Origin of the sequence: Undibacterium sp. Ren11W, assembly GCF_049340485.1 — a bacterium.
GTDB lineage: Bacteria > Pseudomonadota > Gammaproteobacteria > Burkholderiales > Burkholderiaceae_D > Undibacterium.
In genome coordinates, this window is record NZ_JBMPPB010000001.1 from 1,380,841 (window position 1) to 1,399,887 (window position 19,047).

26 protein-coding genes and 1 other RNA gene are annotated in these 19,047 nt (G+C 52.3%); 8 read left to right on the forward strand and 19 right to left on the reverse strand.

The window, feature by feature from the left end; genetic code table 11:
- Nucleotides 1-46: 46 nt before the first annotated feature.
- The 19 genes from ACO0K8_RS06135 to ACO0K8_RS06225 form a co-directional block, all read right to left on the reverse strand.
- Nucleotides 47-391, reverse strand: coding sequence for a putative holin (locus tag ACO0K8_RS06135; RefSeq protein ID WP_422945732.1), 345 nt, complete (start codon nucleotides 389-391; stop codon nucleotides 47-49).
- Nucleotides 392-554: 163 nt separating this feature from the next.
- Complete coding sequence (locus ACO0K8_RS06140) at nucleotides 555-881, reverse strand: HNH endonuclease signature motif containing protein (protein ID WP_422945733.1); 327 nt, start codon at nucleotides 879-881, stop codon at nucleotides 555-557.
- Nucleotides 878-1,642, reverse strand: coding sequence for a hypothetical protein (locus tag ACO0K8_RS06145; RefSeq protein WP_422945734.1), 765 nt, complete (start codon nucleotides 1,640-1,642; stop codon nucleotides 878-880). Before ACO0K8_RS06145 ends, ACO0K8_RS06140 begins: the two co-directional genes overlap by 4 nt.
- Before the next feature lie 32 nt (nucleotides 1,643-1,674).
- Complete coding sequence (locus ACO0K8_RS06150) at nucleotides 1,675-2,088, reverse strand: Mor transcription activator family protein (protein WP_422945735.1); 414 nt, start codon at nucleotides 2,086-2,088, stop codon at nucleotides 1,675-1,677.
- Nucleotides 2,085-2,516 (reverse strand): gp16 family protein, encoded by a 432-nt coding sequence (locus ACO0K8_RS06155; RefSeq protein WP_422945736.1) that lies wholly within the window; start codon nucleotides 2,514-2,516, stop codon nucleotides 2,085-2,087. The genes ACO0K8_RS06150 and ACO0K8_RS06155 overlap by 4 nt, the downstream gene beginning before the upstream one ends.
- A complete protein-coding gene (locus tag ACO0K8_RS06160) occupies nucleotides 2,513-2,932 on the reverse strand; it encodes a hypothetical protein (RefSeq protein WP_422945737.1) in 420 nt (139 codons plus the stop codon). Before ACO0K8_RS06160 ends, ACO0K8_RS06155 begins: the two co-directional genes overlap by 4 nt.
- The gene (locus ACO0K8_RS06165) at nucleotides 2,929-3,126 is read right to left on the reverse strand and encodes a hypothetical protein (protein ID WP_422945738.1); all 198 of its coding nucleotides are present in this window, start codon (nucleotides 3,124-3,126) and stop codon (nucleotides 2,929-2,931) included. The genes ACO0K8_RS06160 and ACO0K8_RS06165 overlap by 4 nt, the downstream gene beginning before the upstream one ends.
- A 49-nt stretch (nucleotides 3,127-3,175) precedes the next feature.
- Nucleotides 3,176-3,250: hammerhead ribozyme type II (locus ACO0K8_RS06170), an RNA gene on the reverse strand.
- Nucleotides 3,251-3,255: 5 nt separating this feature from the next.
- On the reverse strand, nucleotides 3,256-3,552 hold the full coding sequence (locus ACO0K8_RS06175; RefSeq protein ID WP_422945739.1) for an HU family DNA-binding protein: 297 nt from the start codon (nucleotides 3,550-3,552) through the stop codon (nucleotides 3,256-3,258).
- A 168-nt stretch (nucleotides 3,553-3,720) separates the two neighbouring features.
- Entirely contained in the window at nucleotides 3,721-4,347 is a 627-nt protein-coding gene (locus tag ACO0K8_RS06180; protein WP_422945740.1) for a DUF3164 family protein, read from the reverse strand.
- A 121-nt stretch (nucleotides 4,348-4,468) separates the two neighbouring features.
- The gene (locus ACO0K8_RS06185; protein ID WP_422945741.1) at nucleotides 4,469-4,717 is read right to left on the reverse strand and encodes a hypothetical protein; all 249 of its coding nucleotides are present in this window, start codon (nucleotides 4,715-4,717) and stop codon (nucleotides 4,469-4,471) included.
- Nucleotides 4,717-4,977, reverse strand: a complete 261-nt coding sequence (locus ACO0K8_RS06190; RefSeq protein ID WP_422945742.1) for a hypothetical protein — start codon at nucleotides 4,975-4,977, stop codon at nucleotides 4,717-4,719. The genes ACO0K8_RS06185 and ACO0K8_RS06190 overlap by 1 nt, the downstream gene beginning before the upstream one ends.
- A gap of 1 nt (nucleotide 4,978) precedes the next feature.
- Entirely contained in the window at nucleotides 4,979-5,221 is a 243-nt protein-coding gene (locus ACO0K8_RS06195; protein WP_422945743.1) for a hypothetical protein, read from the reverse strand.
- A complete protein-coding gene (locus ACO0K8_RS06200; RefSeq protein WP_422945744.1) occupies nucleotides 5,218-5,916 on the reverse strand; it encodes a hypothetical protein in 699 nt (232 codons plus the stop codon). Before ACO0K8_RS06200 ends, ACO0K8_RS06195 begins: the two co-directional genes overlap by 4 nt.
- Nucleotides 5,903-6,541, reverse strand: coding sequence for a hypothetical protein (locus tag ACO0K8_RS06205; protein WP_422945745.1), 639 nt, complete (start codon nucleotides 6,539-6,541; stop codon nucleotides 5,903-5,905). The genes ACO0K8_RS06200 and ACO0K8_RS06205 overlap by 14 nt, the downstream gene beginning before the upstream one ends.
- A 2-nt stretch (nucleotides 6,542-6,543) precedes the next feature.
- Nucleotides 6,544-7,323, reverse strand: coding sequence for an AAA family ATPase (locus tag ACO0K8_RS06210; protein WP_422945746.1), 780 nt, complete (start codon nucleotides 7,321-7,323; stop codon nucleotides 6,544-6,546).
- Between the two features lie 25 nt (nucleotides 7,324-7,348).
- Entirely contained in the window at nucleotides 7,349-9,535 is a 2,187-nt protein-coding gene (locus tag ACO0K8_RS06215; RefSeq protein WP_422945747.1) for a Mu transposase C-terminal domain-containing protein, read from the reverse strand.
- Complete coding sequence (locus tag ACO0K8_RS06220; RefSeq protein WP_422945748.1) at nucleotides 9,532-10,017, reverse strand: hypothetical protein; 486 nt, start codon at nucleotides 10,015-10,017, stop codon at nucleotides 9,532-9,534. The genes ACO0K8_RS06215 and ACO0K8_RS06220 overlap by 4 nt, the downstream gene beginning before the upstream one ends.
- A 60-nt stretch (nucleotides 10,018-10,077) precedes the next feature.
- A complete protein-coding gene (locus ACO0K8_RS06225) occupies nucleotides 10,078-10,383 on the reverse strand; it encodes a helix-turn-helix domain-containing protein (RefSeq protein ID WP_422945749.1) in 306 nt (101 codons plus the stop codon).
- A gap of 193 nt (nucleotides 10,384-10,576) precedes the next feature.
- Between ACO0K8_RS06225 and ACO0K8_RS06230 the strand changes: the two genes are divergently transcribed.
- From ACO0K8_RS06230 to ACO0K8_RS06265, 8 genes are all read left to right on the forward strand, one after another.
- Nucleotides 10,577-11,050 (forward strand): hypothetical protein, encoded by a 474-nt coding sequence (locus ACO0K8_RS06230; RefSeq protein WP_422945750.1) that lies wholly within the window; start codon nucleotides 10,577-10,579, stop codon nucleotides 11,048-11,050.
- An 80-nt stretch (nucleotides 11,051-11,130) separates the two neighbouring features.
- The gene (locus ACO0K8_RS06235) at nucleotides 11,131-11,490 is read left to right on the forward strand and encodes a hypothetical protein (RefSeq protein ID WP_422945751.1); all 360 of its coding nucleotides are present in this window, start codon (nucleotides 11,131-11,133) and stop codon (nucleotides 11,488-11,490) included.
- A 142-nt stretch (nucleotides 11,491-11,632) separates the two neighbouring features.
- Nucleotides 11,633-11,770 (forward strand): hypothetical protein, encoded by a 138-nt coding sequence (locus ACO0K8_RS06240; protein WP_422945752.1) that lies wholly within the window; start codon nucleotides 11,633-11,635, stop codon nucleotides 11,768-11,770.
- 308 nt (nucleotides 11,771-12,078) lie between these two features.
- The gene (locus tag ACO0K8_RS06245) at nucleotides 12,079-12,330 is read left to right on the forward strand and encodes a hypothetical protein (protein ID WP_422945753.1); all 252 of its coding nucleotides are present in this window, start codon (nucleotides 12,079-12,081) and stop codon (nucleotides 12,328-12,330) included.
- A 35-nt stretch (nucleotides 12,331-12,365) separates the two neighbouring features.
- Nucleotides 12,366-13,673 (forward strand): dicarboxylate/amino acid:cation symporter, encoded by a 1,308-nt coding sequence (locus ACO0K8_RS06250; protein WP_422945754.1) that lies wholly within the window; start codon nucleotides 12,366-12,368, stop codon nucleotides 13,671-13,673.
- Nucleotides 13,674-13,992: 319 nt separating this feature from the next.
- Nucleotides 13,993-15,864, forward strand: a complete 1,872-nt coding sequence (locus ACO0K8_RS06255) for a sensor histidine kinase (protein WP_422945755.1) — start codon at nucleotides 13,993-13,995, stop codon at nucleotides 15,862-15,864.
- The gene (locus ACO0K8_RS06260) at nucleotides 15,857-17,188 is read left to right on the forward strand and encodes a sigma-54-dependent transcriptional regulator (protein WP_422945756.1); all 1,332 of its coding nucleotides are present in this window, start codon (nucleotides 15,857-15,859) and stop codon (nucleotides 17,186-17,188) included. Before ACO0K8_RS06255 ends, ACO0K8_RS06260 begins: the two co-directional genes overlap by 8 nt.
- A gap of 491 nt (nucleotides 17,189-17,679) precedes the next feature.
- Nucleotides 17,680-19,035: a leucine-rich repeat-containing protein kinase family protein gene (locus ACO0K8_RS06265; RefSeq protein ID WP_422945757.1), complete on the forward strand. Its 1,356-nt coding sequence runs from the start codon at nucleotides 17,680-17,682 to the stop codon at nucleotides 19,033-19,035.
- Nucleotides 19,036-19,047 lie beyond the last annotated feature (12 nt).

The following is a 19,047-nucleotide window of genomic DNA, read 5'->3' on the forward strand; positions in this document are numbered from 1 at the left end:
GCACACATGCAGTACAAAAGGATAAGGCGAATTTTATTGAACATCATTACGCCCCCAAACCCACGGCGATCATGCTCGCTGCGACGATAATCGAACGGCGGATCTGTGCGGCGACAAACAGCAAGTCGTTTTGCACAAAACATTCCAGATCAAAGATCAGGCCACCGCCGTCGATGCTGTTGTCTTGCGGGGTCTCTGCGGCTAAAAAACTATCCGGGCGCGCATAGGGGAAGAGTGAACGATCCAGCCAATAGCCAACCACGCCCGCCAAGGCGATCAAGTTGATTTTGTACAGACTGACGGGCACCTGCTGCGGTGCCAGGGCGAAGATCAAGATGGACAGAGCAAGGGCAAAGATCAGCCAGTCCGTCATGCGGGGGAAAGCTTTCATTTCATAACACTCCTAATAAGGGTCAACGGGTTTCTTGAAAGAACGTTGCCAGCTTACGCGTGCGCGTGGAGGTGATTAAGGGGTAACGGGTTCGGGGGGGATTAAAAAAGGCCGCGAGTGCGGCCTTGGATGATGGTGTCTGTATTTCAGGGTAGAACTGTTCTTACCGCTTCGTATTTCTTTTTAAGCGGCAAATTTCGCGCTCCCAGATATCCTTCTTCTTCGCATCGACAATAGTTTGCCATTGCATATTGCTAGAAGCATCTGCACCGCCATTACAAAGCGGATCGATATGATCAATCACGTATCCTGGGCATTTGCCACGGGCTTGATTATTCGCTGGACATGGAACAGTTCTTTGAAATTCATGTTTTGCCGCAGTGCTGCGCACCTGTTTTGCTTGAGCACTATAGGAAAGCGAGACGCCTGCACAAATAACGAGAATGACTATTCGTCTTAAATTTCCGGCAAATATTCCAGTAAACTTCATTGTGGATAAACCTTCTTGTACAAGACTATAGACTGGGCATTTGCTACCTCTAGTTCCAAGGGAGACAAGGAATCGCAATACACTTTAACGTTATTGACATCGGTGTTATTCACTTTTTCATTTCCGGATTTGATGATCAGCTTATACCAGGCACATCCCACTATCGGATTTTTATCTTGACCTTTGTATGCATCACTAACATAGCCAAAGGCGAGATTGCGCTGCGCCTGATAGTTACCTTTCATCGCCAGATCTTTAACGGCTTCAAAAGTCTCCGGCTGGTACTCTGGCTCAGACTTATTCTCTTGTGCTTTGCTCTGCAACACAGACACTCTACATTGCTTTAATTCCTCTTTATACGCCTTTAGCCATACATCTCTTTGTTGGCGCAAATCCTTAGTCTCTGTATCAGTAAAGGAAAATGAATATCTTTGAAAATCGAGCAATGCAAAGTGGCATTGGGAGTAAATTTCAACGTTTTCATTTTTCAATTCATTCCATTGCGCCCTCCATTTGCGTAAAATTTGCACCAATGGTCGCGTAATATTGGTTGAAATGTCTTTTTCTACGTCGGTGCCATTGAGCGATGCAATCAAAGCTTTTTCTCCATGCTCAATCTGAAAAAGTGCTGATCCTGCGTGATTCCATGCCTCTTGTTTTGACCACGGTAGCGCGAGCGGTTCTTTAACTGAAGTCTCTTGCGCTTTATCGCAGCCAACTAAACCTAACGCCAATACGGTATAAAAAACGACTGCCTTCATTTTGGCTCCTGAAATTTAACGAAGCCAGAAGTTTAAAACAGATTTGCCTGCCGGTCTTCCTGCGTGGTGCCAACGCCCGCTAAAATTTTCACAATCGCCCGTTCGGTCATGGCATATTCCAGCGCTAGGTTCCTCAGGGATTTACCCTTGACGTATTTATCTGCAATTTGCCGGTTACGCACTAGCCTCAAGGCACCAGTGGCGCGGGGAATGTCAAAATGATCGATGCCTCCGAACTCAGACGCTAGTTTTAAAGCCGTCTCAAAACCGATCAGGCGCGACAGAATGTGCTCAGGTGTCATCAGCATAGGCACATAAAGCCTGACACCGCCATAGTGGCGCACTAACACCAAAGTGGCCTGTAGCCCGATGAGGTCGGCCACCTGGCGCAGCTGCTGCGGCAAGTCATCAATGCTGATGCTGTCTGCGCTGAGTTCAGCTATCATTTTGTCACTCTTCCATGGCGTTTGGCGTCTGCCATCAAGGCAGCGATAATTTTGGAGAGGTCGCTCACATCACAAAACTGGATGCTGTCACGCTTGAGGTTTTTAAGGATGGGGTCAAGGTAAGACCATGGTCGTCCAGCTTCTGCCAATAGCGCTTCTATCTTACGCATGCGCGGCATGCGATCAACTGCGACTTGTGGCAAACCGCGGCCACCAGATTTACCCTTGGCCTTCCAGCCTATCTTTTTAAAATGATCTAGTAGTTCCTTGCGGCCTTGCCACGTTAAATCCTTGCTCGACGTTTTACCAGTCACCTGCAACAGCAAGGCGCGGTAGGCATCGTCCTCAAGCGCCAGCTCTTTCTTTGCGATATGGATCTGCGCCATTTCGGCCTTGCGCAGCTGGTCGGCGTTTTTTAATGGCTTCATGCTTGAAAACCAATCGATACCAATTCAAGGCTTTGATTGTTTTTTTCAAAGTGGCGACGCATGGATTTAACGCTGTTCCAATGCGGCATGAGTGTAGTGTATTTTTTGTTGAACCTTTCCAGTTCCGCTTTGGGGCAACGTTTACCGCCATAGATTTTAATCAAGTCGGCACGATCTTTAGTTGATAGCAAAAAGGACGACTTAGGGCAAAAGAATCGCTTACCTTCGTCGCTGTCTTCTCTCATCCATTTGCCACACCATTGGCCATTAACGTAGGTCGTAATTGTGTACTTGAGCGATTTAATGCGCTCAATCTGCAAACTCACTTTAAAACCATCGATCAGCATTTCGACATGCCCCCATGATCCTGATAGTTCTGTCTCGACCTGCATCCATTGTTCTTTAGTGATAGTCATCTGTATTTCCTTCTCTCGTTCGATTTTTGCTCAACGCCAGAAGAAAGCAAACTCATTACCTGTTTTTTGAATTCATCGTAGCTAGTGCCACGACCATCCAAGAATGCGCTTGCCGGAAAAGTCCCCGCATCAACAAGCTGTACCAAGCGATATGCATCCTGGATTTTTATTGAGACAACCGCGTCTTTTTGCATCATATTTTCCTTGGCTTCTGTAGGCCGGGTTAGGCGTAGCCGTAACCCGGCATGGGTGCTCATCAGTACCGGACACCCCTGTCCGGCAGACCATGGAGAGAATGTCCTCGCCATGGTTTCGCTTAGGGTTTAGCTAAATGCGATCGTATCTTTCAAGGCCTTGGCCGCGCTAAACTTCGGCACCACCTTTGCGGGGATGTCGATCTCGGCACCAGTGGCAGGGTTGCGGCCTTTGCGAGCTGCGCGCTCTTCAGCGCTGAATTTGCCTATGCCAGGCAAAGCCACTTCGTCACGCTTGACCAATGCGCCGTTAATGACATCGGCCAAGGAATCCAAGACCGCTTCAACAGAATTTTTCTGTACACCAGAGTCTTTGTAGTGGATGGAACGTGTTTGAATTGCGGCGATCAGTTCTTGTTTGTTCATGTGTTACTCCGTTAAATAGATGGGATTTTAAAAAAGTGACCCGTCTCGTGGGATCATCCGGCACACTCACTCAGGCAAATGGGAACCCGGCGTGTACTGGTGCTGTTACCGAAAGGCTGGTAATGATTTGCGCCACCTGCACCTGGGCGCTCTAATGTCGTTAAATCTTTACAGCGCGGCCATATCCAAGGCAATCGCGTCGTACTGATCCGTCTCATCACGCCTTTGATAAAAGCGTACGTATTGCTTGCTGCCGACCACTTGCACCGATTCGCCTATGGCTTGCATGGCGCGCTTCCAGCGTTCATCGGCAATGTCTAGGCGGCGCAAGCCGAGAATGCGGCCATGGTTGAGATTACCCTCGCTATCAGTCTTGAAGGCGTCTTGCACCAAGACTTGAATTTCAGGACTGGAGCCTTGGCTCCATTCAGTAATGCATTCGTCGATCAAGGATTTGGCCGCCTGCAAACGTTCGTCAAACTGGATGTTTTCAGAGACGGCAAACTGCACCTTGTATTTGCCGTCAAAGCTAAACAGCGTGACGTTGCCTTTCTTGCCACCCAGCTTGGTGTCGTATTGCTCCAGGCTGAGATCGACAAAGGCGGCGATATCGGCGAAGGTGGTTTTCTTAAAATCGACCAGCGCGGTTTTAACGGCCACCGCCTTGTTGATGAGTTCTTGCACCAGTTGGTCTCTGGCCTTGTCGATAGGCTTGACCAGCAACTCAGGCACCAGACGGCCTTGGGCGTCTTTCAGGTAACCTGCGGGGATTTCAAATTGGCTTGCTGTATTCATGTGTTGCTCCTGTGTTGATTAATTCGTTAAACATCGGTAGGGCCGATGGGAATACGTTGCTGCGGTGGCTTTCTATCTTGCGGCTCTGGCGGTGGCCAGGGCACTAACGGGTCAAAGTGATTCATTTCATCCATCTCCTATGTACTAACATTGAACAAACTATTCCCAACGGCCCACCGACAAGGTAAGCGCCTATCTCCAACCAGCCTGCGCCTGGAGCGAGCTTGTACAAGAGCATCTGGCCAGCGCCAACCACAAAGCTAGTAATGCCCGCCGCCGTGTAGCGCCCCTGGTTGACATTGAGGCTTTGAAAGCCCAGGGCGAATACCAGCACGAAGGTCGAGAGGAATAAGGTCAACGCTTGTTGCATCAGTGCACCTCTTTCGATAGCGGACGGACGATCTTGACTTTCTTGTCGATGAAGCAGGCCAGAATGTCGTGAATCGCTTGCATATCTTTACAAAGGTGCGCAGTGACCAGCGAGGACAGCCAGTTAGTCATGTCTTGTGTGGTGGTCTGGTACGTTGCGCGCTCTTGCAATGCCTGCGCCAAAGCGTTTTCCAGATCGCCGTAGGTCGGCGCTTGCCCGGTGCTGAGCATGCTTTCGATTTTTTGCAGTGGGCTGTTCATGTTATTGCCCTCCCAAGTTACGCATGGCGGCACGGATGTCAGCACGGCGAATTAATAAGGCGATACGGGCACGCTCTGCGTCAAATTGGTTAACTTGCAGCTCTTGCACGTAGTCGCCCAAGGCGCGGTACTGGCTATCAATACGCCAGATCTGCCACGCTTTGACCAAACGTTTGACGCTGGCAATGGCTTCACCAAGCAAGATGTGATTGTTGGCGGCTTCACTTATTTGAGCGATTTTCATACTGGCACCTCTTCAGTTGAGACGGCAATCTGAGGCGCGCCCACTTCTGGCAGTGGCAAGGTGACCTTGTCGATGATCCCGGCTTGCTGCACATCGCCAGTCCCCATCTTCTTAATGCGTTCTTGGGTTTTCATATCCGATACACGGCGGGCGTTAAATCCGTTTTCCCAATAATCACTGCGTGGGTCTTCTACTGGGTAAGGGTTATCTTTAATGCCGCCGATGCAGTAGTAACCTTCGTCATTCGCATCGCTGAAGCTTTTAGCCTTGCCTACGCCACCCTGCGTGGCGCTCACTGGTGCCGGTTTGAATGCGACAACTTGCGCAGCTGTTACAGATGCTGCGGCCACTATTGGGCGCGGCTTGTGGCTACACTGCTGACACGCCTGCCAATGCTGCATTTGCAGCGGATTATGGGTAGGTGCCGCACACAATGCACGTTCACGGCAATATTCCCCGCCGACCTGTTTGCCGTTATAGGGGCAATCAAGCTGCTCGTATGCACGGCGAAACTCGCGCTCAAAGTTAGCAGTCGAGGCGGTGCCTTTGCCATAGGCGGCCAGACCGTTAATGACGGCGGAGACCGTGGCGCGGTTCACATCCATCTTTAACGCCACTTGCGTCTTGTTACTCGCCGCCACTTCACGCTCCAGCGCTTTAAACCAGTCGGCATTCATGTATTCACACCAGGTCATCTTCATCTCCTTTTTCTTCAACCCACATCACACGATTCTTGTTCGGGTCATACACTTGTTTGGTGCGTTGGATCATCGGCGCACGTGGGCCGGTGTCCATGTTCGGTTTAAAGCGATAGCGCCCTGGTCGTGCACGTCGCCCCAATACTGGCGCTGTGATGCAGTCGAGATACCCGGCACTGGCCAACATAAAGACATAGGTCTTGGCGGTTTCTTCCGCGACGACTTGCGAGCTGGTGCTGGCGAATGCAGCGAGTTCGCGATAGTCGAAGTTTTGCCCCTTCAACACCCGGCGCATGGTTCCCCACATCGCCTCGTTCACGCTACCCTGTGTAACGATTTCCCCTTTCTTGGTAAGCCGTGGCGCTTCCACACCGTTGTCCTTGATCAGGGCGTAGATATTGCGCTTACACATGGTGCCGACAGCTTCACTGTCAATGACTGCGATAAAGCCCGCCTTAAGAAGGACTTTGACGTAGTCTTTGACTGCATCTTCAGACACTTTGCCGCGCTGGGCGATCTGTGCCTGGGTGAAACGGTCTTGCTGCTTGCGTATCTGCGCCCACACTTTTTGACGCGGCGACTTTCCGCCACTCATTTCTTGTTCGGCAGGTAATCTGGCCATCGTTAAATCTTCCTTTTTGGATGAGTGGCGGAAGGCAAAGCGATTTTCTGCAATGCCGCGAAATTGACGCTGTCCATGCCTTGCGTTAAACAATGTTCATGCAGTTGGTTAAAGCACTTGACCACGCTGCTGACTGAGCCTTTCGCAAACTGCACCAGGGCTTCTACCGCATTGGCCTCAAATTCGATGTTGGGGCAATAGATCGGCGCTAACTTATAAGCGTCAGCCACCGTGACGTCTTGCGCCTCAGCCCAGGCCGATACGCGGCGATACAGTTGTTTAAACTGCGGTTTTGCCATCGCATTGGGTAACTGCTCTTCACCGACCAGGAGGATCGGCGTCTGGGTAGAATCGAACAGTTCGCGGGTGATCTGCGCCAGGATCGGCTTTTCGATGGCGCGGTTAAATTCATCCAGGATCAGCACACGCTTGGAAGCGGCCAGCTGGCTGGTCACCGCATCGAACAAGTCGGGAATCGTCGAGTTGTAGCTGTAATCCACCTTCATTTCTTCCAGTATCTTTTGCAGGAAGGTTTTCTTCGTCCAGACCGCTTTCATCTGCACAAAGTAAGCGCGGGTATCGAGCGCCAGGGTATTGCTGCTGAAGGTTTTACCCCAGCCACTAGGGCCATATAGCACCCCGATACCGTCCATACCTAGCCGGCGATTGGTTAGTTGTTCCAGCGTAGCCGCCACCAGGTCAAAGGTGGCAATCGCCGCCACCCCACCTTTCGGGCGCGCCAGTGCGGATTTATTTTGCAGCTTGCTAATTGCGTTAGTCATCGTCATAATCCTTCTTGAAATTACTTCAGTTTTGGTTCATACAAAGCACGGTGGCCACCGTGCTTTGTTCATTTAAAGACTCTTCTTGCATAGCGATACGACGTTTCTCAAACATCCGAAATTCATTCGATTGCTGATAGCTGCCATACCATCTGGTGAGCGCAGGGTCATCCATCACACCCCCTTTGCTCACGTAGTCATCCAATGCCACCCACCGCTTAAATCGTTCCTGGGGTGACTCAGGCATTGCCGTTACATTACTTACCTCGACTTCTGCTGCCACTTCTAGTACAAGCTTCTCTTCTTGTTTAACGCTGTTAATCAACACTGCCTCATTCGCTTCCAATGCCCAGCGCTGCCGGATCTCATCAATATTGGTGGGGATCTGCACGCTCTGAATAATTTCCAAAGCCAGCGCGCCATCGCGCTCGGCGTGGATTTCTTCGATATTTGCTCGCGCTCGTTTTTCGCGTCCGAGTGCGCGTTTTTCTTGCGCCTTTTCGACCACCGATTTCGGCATGTAAGGAGCCTTGTTTGCATCTAACTCAGCATCACAGATCAAGCGGCCATCAATGGCGTAGACCCAGATGAATTGCGGGTTGTGGATGTCATACGCAACCGGCAGTAACTCACCGTTAAATTCTTCCAGGGCGTTGTTGTAGTAGCGCAGGCCAAACAATTCCACCTCGCATCGACGCACCGTGCGCATGAGTTGCGGCCGAAACAAAGCAATGCTTTCTTGTTTGCTGATCATGTGTGGCGCAAAGCCTTTGGTTTCCGCCATCGCCCATGCTTCATTTGGCGATTGACGGCGTTTGCGTCCTGTTACTGGATCAGTGATCGTTGCTAAGCTACTGTGTGGTTTATTGTTGTAGGCGTTAAATTTTTTATGCAAAAACTCGGTAAAGACCGGCCAGCCCATCAAGGGCATGACGGCAACTTCGCCTTTATTCTTGGATTGAAGCGCCTTGCGTGAGAGTTTGAAGACGTTATGCTTGGCTTCTCTATCCATGTCCGCGCCCATGTAACCAGGGATCTCTTTAGCGGCTTTGGTTAAGGTCTGGTGAAAACGCTCGATCACACCACGCGCTTGTGAGTTGTAGGGCAGGCTATGCAGCATGTCCGTCCCAAGTCGCGCCATAAAGCCAGTGGCTTCATCTTCCATCATCTTATTCACATAGCCAGAGCCATTGTCGACATAGAAGATGGCTGGTATGCCACCGTTTTCTACCGCATTGCGCAAGGCATCCAAGACCGCAAGCGCACTTTCATTCAAACCCACCGACCAGCCGATTAAGCGCCTCGTGGCGATATCGATGATGCTGGTGATCTCGGGACGGAAAGGCCGACCATGCAATGGGTGCTGTACTTCGGCGTCAAATTTGTGGCCATCGGCGCTGTACACATCGGCGGGCAATAGTTCATCAAAGCTGCGACGCACAAAGGGTTTCAGGTTTTTTAACTCCCTATCTCCCATGCGACCCGCCTGCAAGCTGACATTGCCAACCTTCTTCAAGAACCGGCGCACCTGGTGAATGCTGGGGTGATCTCCTGGTGTCGCTTCGACAAACATTTGGTAGGCGTGTTCTACCGTGGGTTTTTCAGGCTTTTGGTAGTAGCTCATAAAGGCTTTCGCCCAGGACGGCACCGACATATCGGCTGCCCGTTTTTTCGGCACGATTTGCCCCGTTTTTTGGTATTCAACAAAGCGCACCAGGCTACGCTCAGACGGCAAACCGTCTGGGCTGCTACGGCCACGCTCATCCCGCGCTAACTTCAGCATGGCCACCAGTTGCGGTGACGCTTGACCCAGTCCCACTAGCTCTAACAAGGTGCGGGCAGCCTTTTTTAACGGGTAGCCAGTGCGCTGCGTGATCTGCTCTAAAGCATGCAAAACACCTTTGCGTGCATCGGCTTTGAGGTTTTGTTCTCGGGTGTAATGGCTGCTGTTTTTGGCTATGACCGCTATGCTGGTGGTCGCAGGTGCTAGCGCGGCTAGCTCTTGCGCCGCTTTGTTGCGTATCGCTGCCAACACTTCGGCTGGTGGGGTGTATTCGCGGCGCAGGCCGCCCTGTCCTGAAATTTCAAGGAAAGACCATTCATCGCGATCTGCTTTTGCAATAAGACCCACTTTTGTTCCAGGTAAGCCTGGCAGGCGCATCCCTGCCAGTTCTGCTGCGCTGTAGTGGGTCTTGATTGCCACTTGACTCATTGCTGCGCTCCGAAAAGTTCCAACTCGGGCTGGCCGACCTTAAGCACATTGCTGCGCTGATAAGCTAGTTGCGACAGGGTTTTGGTTAACGCGGCCACGGTGTCGTCTACAGCGTCGCCATGTTGATAGAAGCGAGACAACAGCGTTAACGCCTCGGCAAAGTTGCCTTGCAGCTCGGCTAGATCTGTCACATCCGACTTTTTACCCGCTGGGATGGCGACCACTACCTTGTCGCCCTGTGCCATGCATAGGTACTCACTAATAAAGCTAACGCCGCAAAATGTCTCAAATTGGCGCGCCCGATTTAACGGCATCGAGGTATCTGCCATCCAGCGGTACAGAGTTTTTAACTCTACGCCCATCAAATCTGCCAATACCTTAATAGGGCGGCGTTGCTCGGAAGCGTATTCCACGCATAATTCCAGCGCCTCGGACAAGCTGCTCGCTCTTACTGACTTCCAGCGTCTTTTTCTTAACAACATAATCACCACTCCGAGAAACACAAAACTAGCGTTAAACCACAACAGCCCTTAAGATTCAGTTCAAGCAGCAACACATTGCAAAGACTGTGAAGACTGAAAGGTGTTAAGCGTTAAAACTGGCGTAAAATTCCGCTTTGCATAACGCTCTGGCCAAATAGATTCGGGAGCAAGACCAATAGCTTGGGCAATAATTTTTTCGGCTTTTAGGTAAGGGCGTTCTAGCGCACCGTTTAATGTGCGCTCGGCAAAACCGTTTTGAACTGAGAGTTGGCGCAGAGACCAACCCTTTTTATGCAGAGCTGCAACGATATCCGCACGGTGCCAATCGGCTTGGGCGGTTTTTTTTGAATTGTTTAATGCGTCCATTGTTTCCCTCTTTTGTTTGGGTTAGTGGATGCATCTTAATAAGTATTAACCGTTAAGTCAACGCTTAACGGTTAATTTATTTATTTATTTCTCATGTATTTATTAAGTCATTGTTTTTAATAATGTTTTTAGTTAACTTTCTGACGATTAAACCGTTGTGCAAAGTTAACAGTTAGGGAAATGGAACCGTTAAGTGAAAAAGCTATACTCTGCTACTGAAATTTTGGGTATGAATTTGCCTGGGCTACCAAAATCTAAGCCTGCATTTCTCGCTAAGGCGGAAAAAGAGAAATGGTTTTACGAGACCAAGGTCGGCCTGGGTGGAATACGGAAGATGTTTCAGATTCCAACGTATTACCAGCCTGGATACAAGCCATATGCAGGAGAGCCGGGGCAGACTGCGCCTGCCAAGAGTAAATCGGATTCAGTAACGTCCATTGTTGAGGGTGCAGACCAGATTGCTGCCCAGGCCGTCGACGCATTCGGCACGAAGATAGACCCACAGCGCCTGTCTAAGGCGATACAAATCGTGGAGAGGTACTTGGAAGAAAAAAAGATCTACGCTACCGCAGAGCGTAAGAGCGATGTCGTGGTGGTGGTGTATAACTTCTTGAAGAATAAACATGGTCAAGAAGAGATTGATCAGCTATTGAAACTGGTTGCTTAAAATATTGCCCTATATCAACGTCTCATTGCCTACATTGATATATTTATAAAGTAAAATCATCCCTAAAAAAATAGGGCTGTATGTACTTTGGTGAAGGTGAACATGGTGACGCAGAGCTTAACGCGCTCCTGAGAAATACCTTCAAGACAAAAGAGCCGAAAACGCTAGCCGTATATCGGTTTGTGGAAATGAGCGACACAGCAACACCGGCAGCAAACGACCCGATCTATCCAGTATCAGATCAAGAACCTGCAAACCCTGATCATTCCGGTGCCAATAAAAGCGCAAAAAGGAACTATTTCTTGCTATTTTTTACCATTTTACTAAAACGCTATTTTTGGCACGCAATTGCCATAATTGCCGCGCTGTTACTGGGTTTCGTGGCTTTTAGATTACTTGTACCCCAGTGCCAAAGCAGTCACTCCCCCACACTCAGCTAACAAATTCATCAGGAGTTTGGTTTTCTCGATAGCAGAATATAGCACGCAGATCGCCCACCTAGATTATCAACTTATTAAGCACAATAAATAACTTCCCACCAACATTGACACCAAAGATAATCGTGACCGCATGGAAACAGACATGCGAGCTACTATAGTGACACGCTGGATGTCTCCGATTTTCATCAACGATTTTAACTTTCCGATTGCACCTTTTCAAACCTCTATCCGGCCCTCGGCATTGACGTCATTGACGGCAGCGACTCAGTTTGAAATATAAATCAACAGCCTTCGTCCAAAAACTACTTAGCTACGCACTACCTACCCACCGCCCGTCGACCGCTCTACGGCATTGATCACAAGACGCTCGATCCGGCCTTCCCCTGATATAAATCCCTTCAGCCGTTCGGCTTTCCGAATGATGCTGCAGGACGATTTCCGGAAATCCGACCACCACCCGCCCCACCCAAACAAATCACATCAAATAATCAATGACTTATAGAATTTTTGATAGTGGCATGATCTGTGCAATAGAAAGCATCAACCGCGTACTCGCGTGGCTAACAAATATATAACGGAGACAAGCCTATGAGTGCAGTTACAACTTGCATGGAACACGATCGGTTCGGCGACCGGGAAGCCCCTGCTGCCGCCTATTCTGGTGTCCATACGCTGGGTGCGCTGGAACATTTCGATATCACTGCCGCAGCCCATCTCAGTGGCCGTGGCGTGGCCGAAATTGTGCTCAAACGCACACTGATGAGTCCTGAGCCGCTTGCCGAAGTGCTGCGCCCGGAAGTGCTGACCAGGCCGCAAATGCTCCTGGCCCGAGTCGCCTGAGCCTCACTTCACGTCAAAACAATAAGGAAAGCATTATGAAATTGAACCGCTTAACGACCCTAATCATGATCGCCATGGTACTCGGCATCATTGTCGGCTATGCGTGCAATACCCTCGCCATTAGCCCGGCTCAAGCCAAGGAGATCGCCTCCTACTTCGGCATTCTGACCGATATTTTTCTACGCCTGATTAAGATGATCATCGCCCCACTGGTCTTCGCCACCTTGGTTTCCGGCTTGGCCGGCATGGGTGATTCAAAGGCGGTTGGCCGCATCGGTGCCAAAGCCCTAGGCTGGTTCGTCGGGGCCTCAATTTGCTCGCTAGCGCTAGGGTTAGTCTTCGCCAACTTGCTGCAGCCAGGCGCAAACCTGGGGGTGCCGCTTCCGGAAGTGGGTAGTGTCGTTGGTTTGAAGACCAGTGCGCTCAATCTGAAGGATTTCATTACCCACGTCTTCCCGAAGAATATTTTCGAAGCGATGGCTGCTAACGAAATTCTGCAGATTTTGGTCTTTGCGGTGTTCTTCGGCCTGGCGCTTGGTCACATTCATAACCAGGCCGCACGCAGCTTGGTCAGCACCATGGAAGAAGTGGGGCATGTCATGCTCAAAGTCACCGACTATGTCATGCGTTTCGCCCCTATTGGTGTGTTCGGCGCAGTCGCCGGCATTATCACGACCCAAGGCCTTGGCATGCTACTGGTCTTCGGAAAGCTGCTGATGGGTTTCTACATTACCCTCGCTGTTCTATGGCTGGTGCTGATACTGGCTGGTTACTTCGTACTAGGTAAGGACGTCTTTCGCTTACTCAAACTGGTTCGCAGCCCTATGCTATTAGGCTTCTCCACCGCCAGCAGCGAATCAGCCTATCCCAAGCTGATGGAACAACTCGAAAAATTCGGCATCCGCGATCGCATCACTGGCTTTGTGCTACCGTTGGGCTACTCATTTAACCTCGATGGCTCGATGATCTACACCACCTTCGCGGCGCTGTTCGTCGCCCAGGCCTACGGCATCGAGCTGAGCCTGACGACGCAGATCACCATGCTGCTAGTGTTGATGATCTCCAGCAAGGGCATCGCCGGCGTACCGCGCGCCTCGCTGGTAGTCGTGGCCGCCGTGCTGCCCATGTTCAATCTGCCGGAAGCGGGCTTACTGTTGATACTCGGGATTGATCACTTCCTTGACATGGGACGCACAGCTACCAACGTACTCGGCAACGCCATTGCCACCGCCGTCGTTGCTAAGTGGGAAAACGCCATCGATGCGGTGGACGATACCCTTGCTGAAGCCGACGCAGCATTGCCGATCACGGATGACGATCTGGTGATCGCCAGAGCAGCCTAAAAATCACCTGCTCCCGGGTTCAGCGCCACCCTCGCGCTGAACCATTTTCCAGACCTGATACCAATCGTGTCAGGTCGTTTTTTTTTGGCCAAAAATAATTATTGATAGGCACATAATCGCTTCCATCACCTTCTTCGGCGACATGATCGATACCACAGCTAGCGCACTCTGGTGCTCAGTAGCGCCTGCCCCTCTCGTTTCATCTTGCTGCCTCTTACTATCATTGCGCTGATCAGCGCCCGGGTTCGGGCATCGTCACTATCCTGGTCCTCAAACAAGGGCGCGAATTCCTCTATAATAGGCTGCCAAGCCCGCCACCATGTCCAGTAATCGCCCCCTACGCCACCTGCCGATCCTGCTACTGCTCCTCATCCTGATGATGCTGAGCGGCGTCACCGCGTACCGCATTGCCCAGCAACTTGGCCTGGCCGAACTGCAGGCCACAGGTCTACACCGGCTCGACCTGTACACCGCCAGCCTGGAACGCGAAATCGGCAAATACGCCTTTCTTCCCGGCACGCTTGGCCTTGAACGCGATGTTCTGGCGCTGCTAGAAAAACGTGACCACGGCAAGCTGGCACCGCAGGTCAATGCCTATCTTGAGCAACTCAACGAGCGCGCTGGCACGCTTTCAATCTACGTCATTGATACCGCTGGCAATGTCGTCGCCTCTAGCAATTGGCGCCGAGCCGACAGCTTCATCGGCGAAGAGCTCGCGTTCCGCCCCTATTTCCGCGAGGCGATGGATAGCGGCCACGGCCGCTTCTTCGGGATCGGTACGACACGCGGCGAACCCGGCTACTACCTGGCCTCGACACTAGTCGACGATACCAAGACGATGGGCGTCGCCGTCATCAAGGTGAGCCTGGAACAACTAGAAAAATCATGGACCACGGTCGAAACCCCTGCCATGGTGAGCGACGAAAACGGCGTCATCATCCTCGGTTCGGTTGCAAACTGGAAATTCACCACGCTGCGCCCACTGGAAGAAAAGACGCGCACCGCCTTCGACCAGACCCAGCAATACAACCGGCGCGCCCTCAAACCGCTAGGTCTGAAAGAACTACGTGAACTCGATCACGGCGCCCGGCTGGTCAGTATTGCAAAAGAAAGTCCCGAGATCGCCTCAGTCTACCCGGTGGCCGGCCGCTTCCTTGCGCAATCGAGGCCATTGCCCGGCACACCATGGACGCTGACCGTGCTCTCGCAGCTGAAGCAGGTCGACGATATTGCGCAAAGCCGCGCCGCCGTTGCCGTGGTGGTCGCCGCGCTGCTCTTCATGTTCGGCCTGATGGCCAACGAACGTCGTCGTCACCTGAAGGACCGCCTGGCCGCCCGCGAAGCGCTGCAAAAAGCACATGACGAGTTGGAGCGCAAGGTGGATGAACGCACCGCCGACCTGTCCGCTGCCAACCAACAGTTACAGGACGAAATTACCGAACGTATCCGCGCTGAACACACGCTGCGTGCCGCACAGGACGAACTGGTGCAGGCTGGCAAACTGGCGGTTATCGGTCAGCTATCGACCGGCATCGCGCATGAACTCAATCAGCCACTGGCCGCGCTGCGTACACTCTCAGGTAATGGCGTGCGTTTCCTTGATCGCGGCGACCTCAACACCACCCGCTCCAATCTCGAACGGATTGCCCAACTGACCGATCGCATGGGCCTGATTACCGGCCAATTGCGCACCTTTGCCCATAAATCTAGCGGCCAGTTGAAGGCGGTTCCACTGTGTCGCGCGCTCGACAACGCGCTAGCGCTGCTAGAACAGCGCCTGATTCAGGCCAATGCTGAAGTTCGCCGCACCTGCCCGCTACCAGAACCGGTCGCCTTGTGCGACGTCAATCGACTGGAACAAGTGTTAATCAACCTGATCGGCAACGCGCTCGACGCCATGGAAGGCCAAGCAGCTCCCTGTATCGAGCTAAGCTGCGAATGTGTTGCTCAGCAGGCCCGCCTGACGGTACGCGACCACGGCCCGGGGCTGGACGACACCGCAATCAGCCACCTGTTTGAAGCCTTTTTCACCACCAAGCAAGCCGGTGTCGGCTTGGGCCTTGGTCTGAGCATTTCTGCCAGCATCATCCGCGATTTCGGCGGCACCTTGGCTGGCACCAATCACCCCGAGGGCGGCGCCCTTTTTACCTTAGAAATCCCTCTCTATAACAAGGTCGAGCACCATGAGTGAAGTTCTGAAAGTACTGATCATCGAGGACGACCCAGACGTTGCGCTCGGTTGCGAGCAGGCCCTGCAGCTTGAAGGCATCGCCGTCGAATGCGTCAGTAGTGCCGAGCAGGCACGTCGCCAGCTGGGCCGCGACTTTTGCGGTATCGTCATCAGCGATATACGCTTGCCGAAAATGGATGGAATGAGCTTTCTGCGTGAAATTCTCAACATCGACCCAGAGTTGCCCGTGGTACTGATCACCGGCCATGGTGATATTTCGATGGCCGTGCAGGCCATGAAGGACGGGGCACACGACTTCATCCAGAAACCTTTTGCCCCGGAATACCTGGTCGAAGTCGTGCGCCGGGCCCTAGAAAAACGCAGCCTAGTGTTGGAAGTACGCGCTCTGCGCCGCCAACTTGAGCAACGCGATCAGCTCGAAGGAAAAATGATAGGCCGAGCACCATCCATGCAAAAAATCCGCAACATGGTGGTCTGCCTGGCCGACAGCGCCGCCGACGTATTGATTCTCGGCGAAACTGGCACCGGCAAAGAATTGGTCGCCCGATGCTTGCACGAAGCTAGTTCTCGCCGACATGGCAACTTCGTCGCCATCAACTGCGGAGGACTACCGGAAACCCTGTTTGACAGCGAAATTTTCGGCCACGAAGCCGGTGCCTACACCGGCGCCGCAAAAAAACGCATAGGCAAGATTGAGCACGCCAGCGGCGGCACCCTGTTCCTCGACGAAATCGAGAGCATGCCACTCGCCATGCAGATCAAACTGCTGCGTGTATTGCAGGAACGTACGCTGGAACGCCTCGGGTCCAACACGCTGATCCCTATCGACTGTCGCGTCATTGCTGCGACCAAAACCGACCTGGTTGAGCTTGCTGCCAAAGGCGGTTTCCGTAGCGATCTGTATTACCGGCTCAGCGTCGCCACCCTGGATCTGCCTCCATTACGCGAACGGCGCGAAGATATTCCGCTACTGTTCGAACATTTTTTGCTTCTGGGAGCAGCCCGTCATCAACGCCCAGTGCCCGACACAACACCAGGCCGCATCCGCCAATTGGTCGGCTACGGCTGGCCGGGCAACATCCGCGAACTTCGCAATGTCGCGGACCGCTGCGTCCTTGGGATAGAGAGCGGCTCGCCACCTTTTGGCCAGTCGCAAGCCAACGGCACTACACCGCTCGCCGAGACAGTCGAAGCTTTTGAACGTGCGCTGATCGTCGATGCCCTGCACCGCCACGGCAGTCTCGCACGCACCGCTGAAGCGCTGGGCGTGGCCAAGACGACGCTACATGACAAGATCAAAAAATACGGGCTGGACGGAAGTTAAATAGACGCGGTTTTTATTCAATCCGAATCTAGCTTACGCACCTGACGGGCGCGTGCGACGCGCATTGAACTGAGATTTTCCATTCGGCGCAACAAAGCTTAGGCTCGGCCTCGCTCCGTACTGTCAATTCCGGCAACGCGGCGGCCTGCCTTCTCTTTTAAAACATACTCCCCCTAGTGTTTTTTTAGTGCGCAATAGATATGTGCGCAAACGCTAGGTTTTATTTAAAATATTGGGGAGTATATGGTTTTGACAGTCTTTTGATCGATCAACGACGAGCATGCACCGCGCCAAATTTTAGCGCCGCTCTAGTACGCATATTCCACGTGCATCTCCAGCCTACCACCCTGGTGAGGCGCATAGGATATACATCTCCGGCTAGCCTTGCCTGCAGACCGCATGGAATATGCGCACTGGCGGCATTGCCCTGTACAATGCCTGCGCTTCTGGCTTACTCAATTATTCCTGCGCTATCACCACTTATTATTTTTATGAATACACTTGCGCTACTTCGCAGCGGTCAGCTACATGGCATACAGCGGCTAGATTTGTCTTGCGACCTGACTGAGTTTCCGGTCGAAATTTACGAGCTTGCTGACACGCTGGAGGTTTTAAACCTGTCTGGCAATGCCTTGACTAGCTTGCCGCAGGATTTCTCCAGGCTGCATCAACTGCGCGTGCTGTTTTGCTCAGAGAATCGATTTACTCACGTACCGGAAGTGCTAGGCGAATGCCCGCGTTTGAGCATGATAGGTTTTAAAGCCAACCAAATTACTGAACTACCACCTGCTGCCTTGACGCCTGCGCTACGCTGGTTGATATTGACTGACAACGCCTTGAGCACCCTGCCGGCGGAGTTAGGCGACTGCAGGCAACTGCAAAAACTCATGCTATCCGGTAATCACCTAGAGCAACTGCCCGAGCAGATGGCGGCCTGCACGGCGCTAGAATTGCTACGTATCGCCTCGAATCGTTTTAGCTCCTTACCGGATTGGTTACTACAATTGCCAAGACTAGCATGGCTGGCATATGCGGATAATCCTGTCTGTGATTTGGCTGAGGCGGCCGCTTTACAGCGTCAGGCAGCGCAATTCAATCAGATTGCCTGGGATAGTCTGAGTCTGCATCAAGAACTGGGACAAGGCGCTTCAGGAGTAATCCATCAGGCAACGTGGCGTCAGCAAAATAGCCAAACAACTTCAAGCTCCGCGCTGGAGCAGCAAGTCGCCGTCAAATTATTCAAGAGCGCCGTGACCAGTGATGGCTTACCAGAGTGCGAGATGGCGGCATGCATGAGCGCTGGTAGTCATCCGAATCTGATCGGCGTCGCCGGCCAGATAGCTGGACACCCGGAGCGCAGCGCTGGCTTGGTGATGCAGCTGATAGATCCTAGCTACCAAAATCTGGCCGGGCCACCTAGCCTAGCCTCGTGTACGCGCGACGTATACGCCAGCGACACCCAATTCACAGTAGAGACTGCCTTGCGCATCGCAACGGGCATTGCTGCGGCAGTTAGCCATCTGCATGCCCACGGGATACTGCATGGGGATTTGTACGGCCATAATATTTTGCGCAATCCGCAAGGCGAATCTCTGCTGGGCGATTTTGGCGCAGCCTCGTTCTTTGCACCGGACGATGTAGTCAATGCGCAGGCATTGCAGCGACTGGAAGTGCGCGCCTTCGCCTGCTTGCTGGAAGAATTATTAGATCGCTGCGTGCATGTACCCGCACAACAATCTTACCTACTCGGCTTGCGTGCGCTGCAGGCGCGCTGCGCACTTGAAGATTGCGAGCAGCGGCCCTTGTTCGCTGAGATAGCGTTAGAGTTATCGCGCTTATGCGCTTAAGTGTGTATTTGG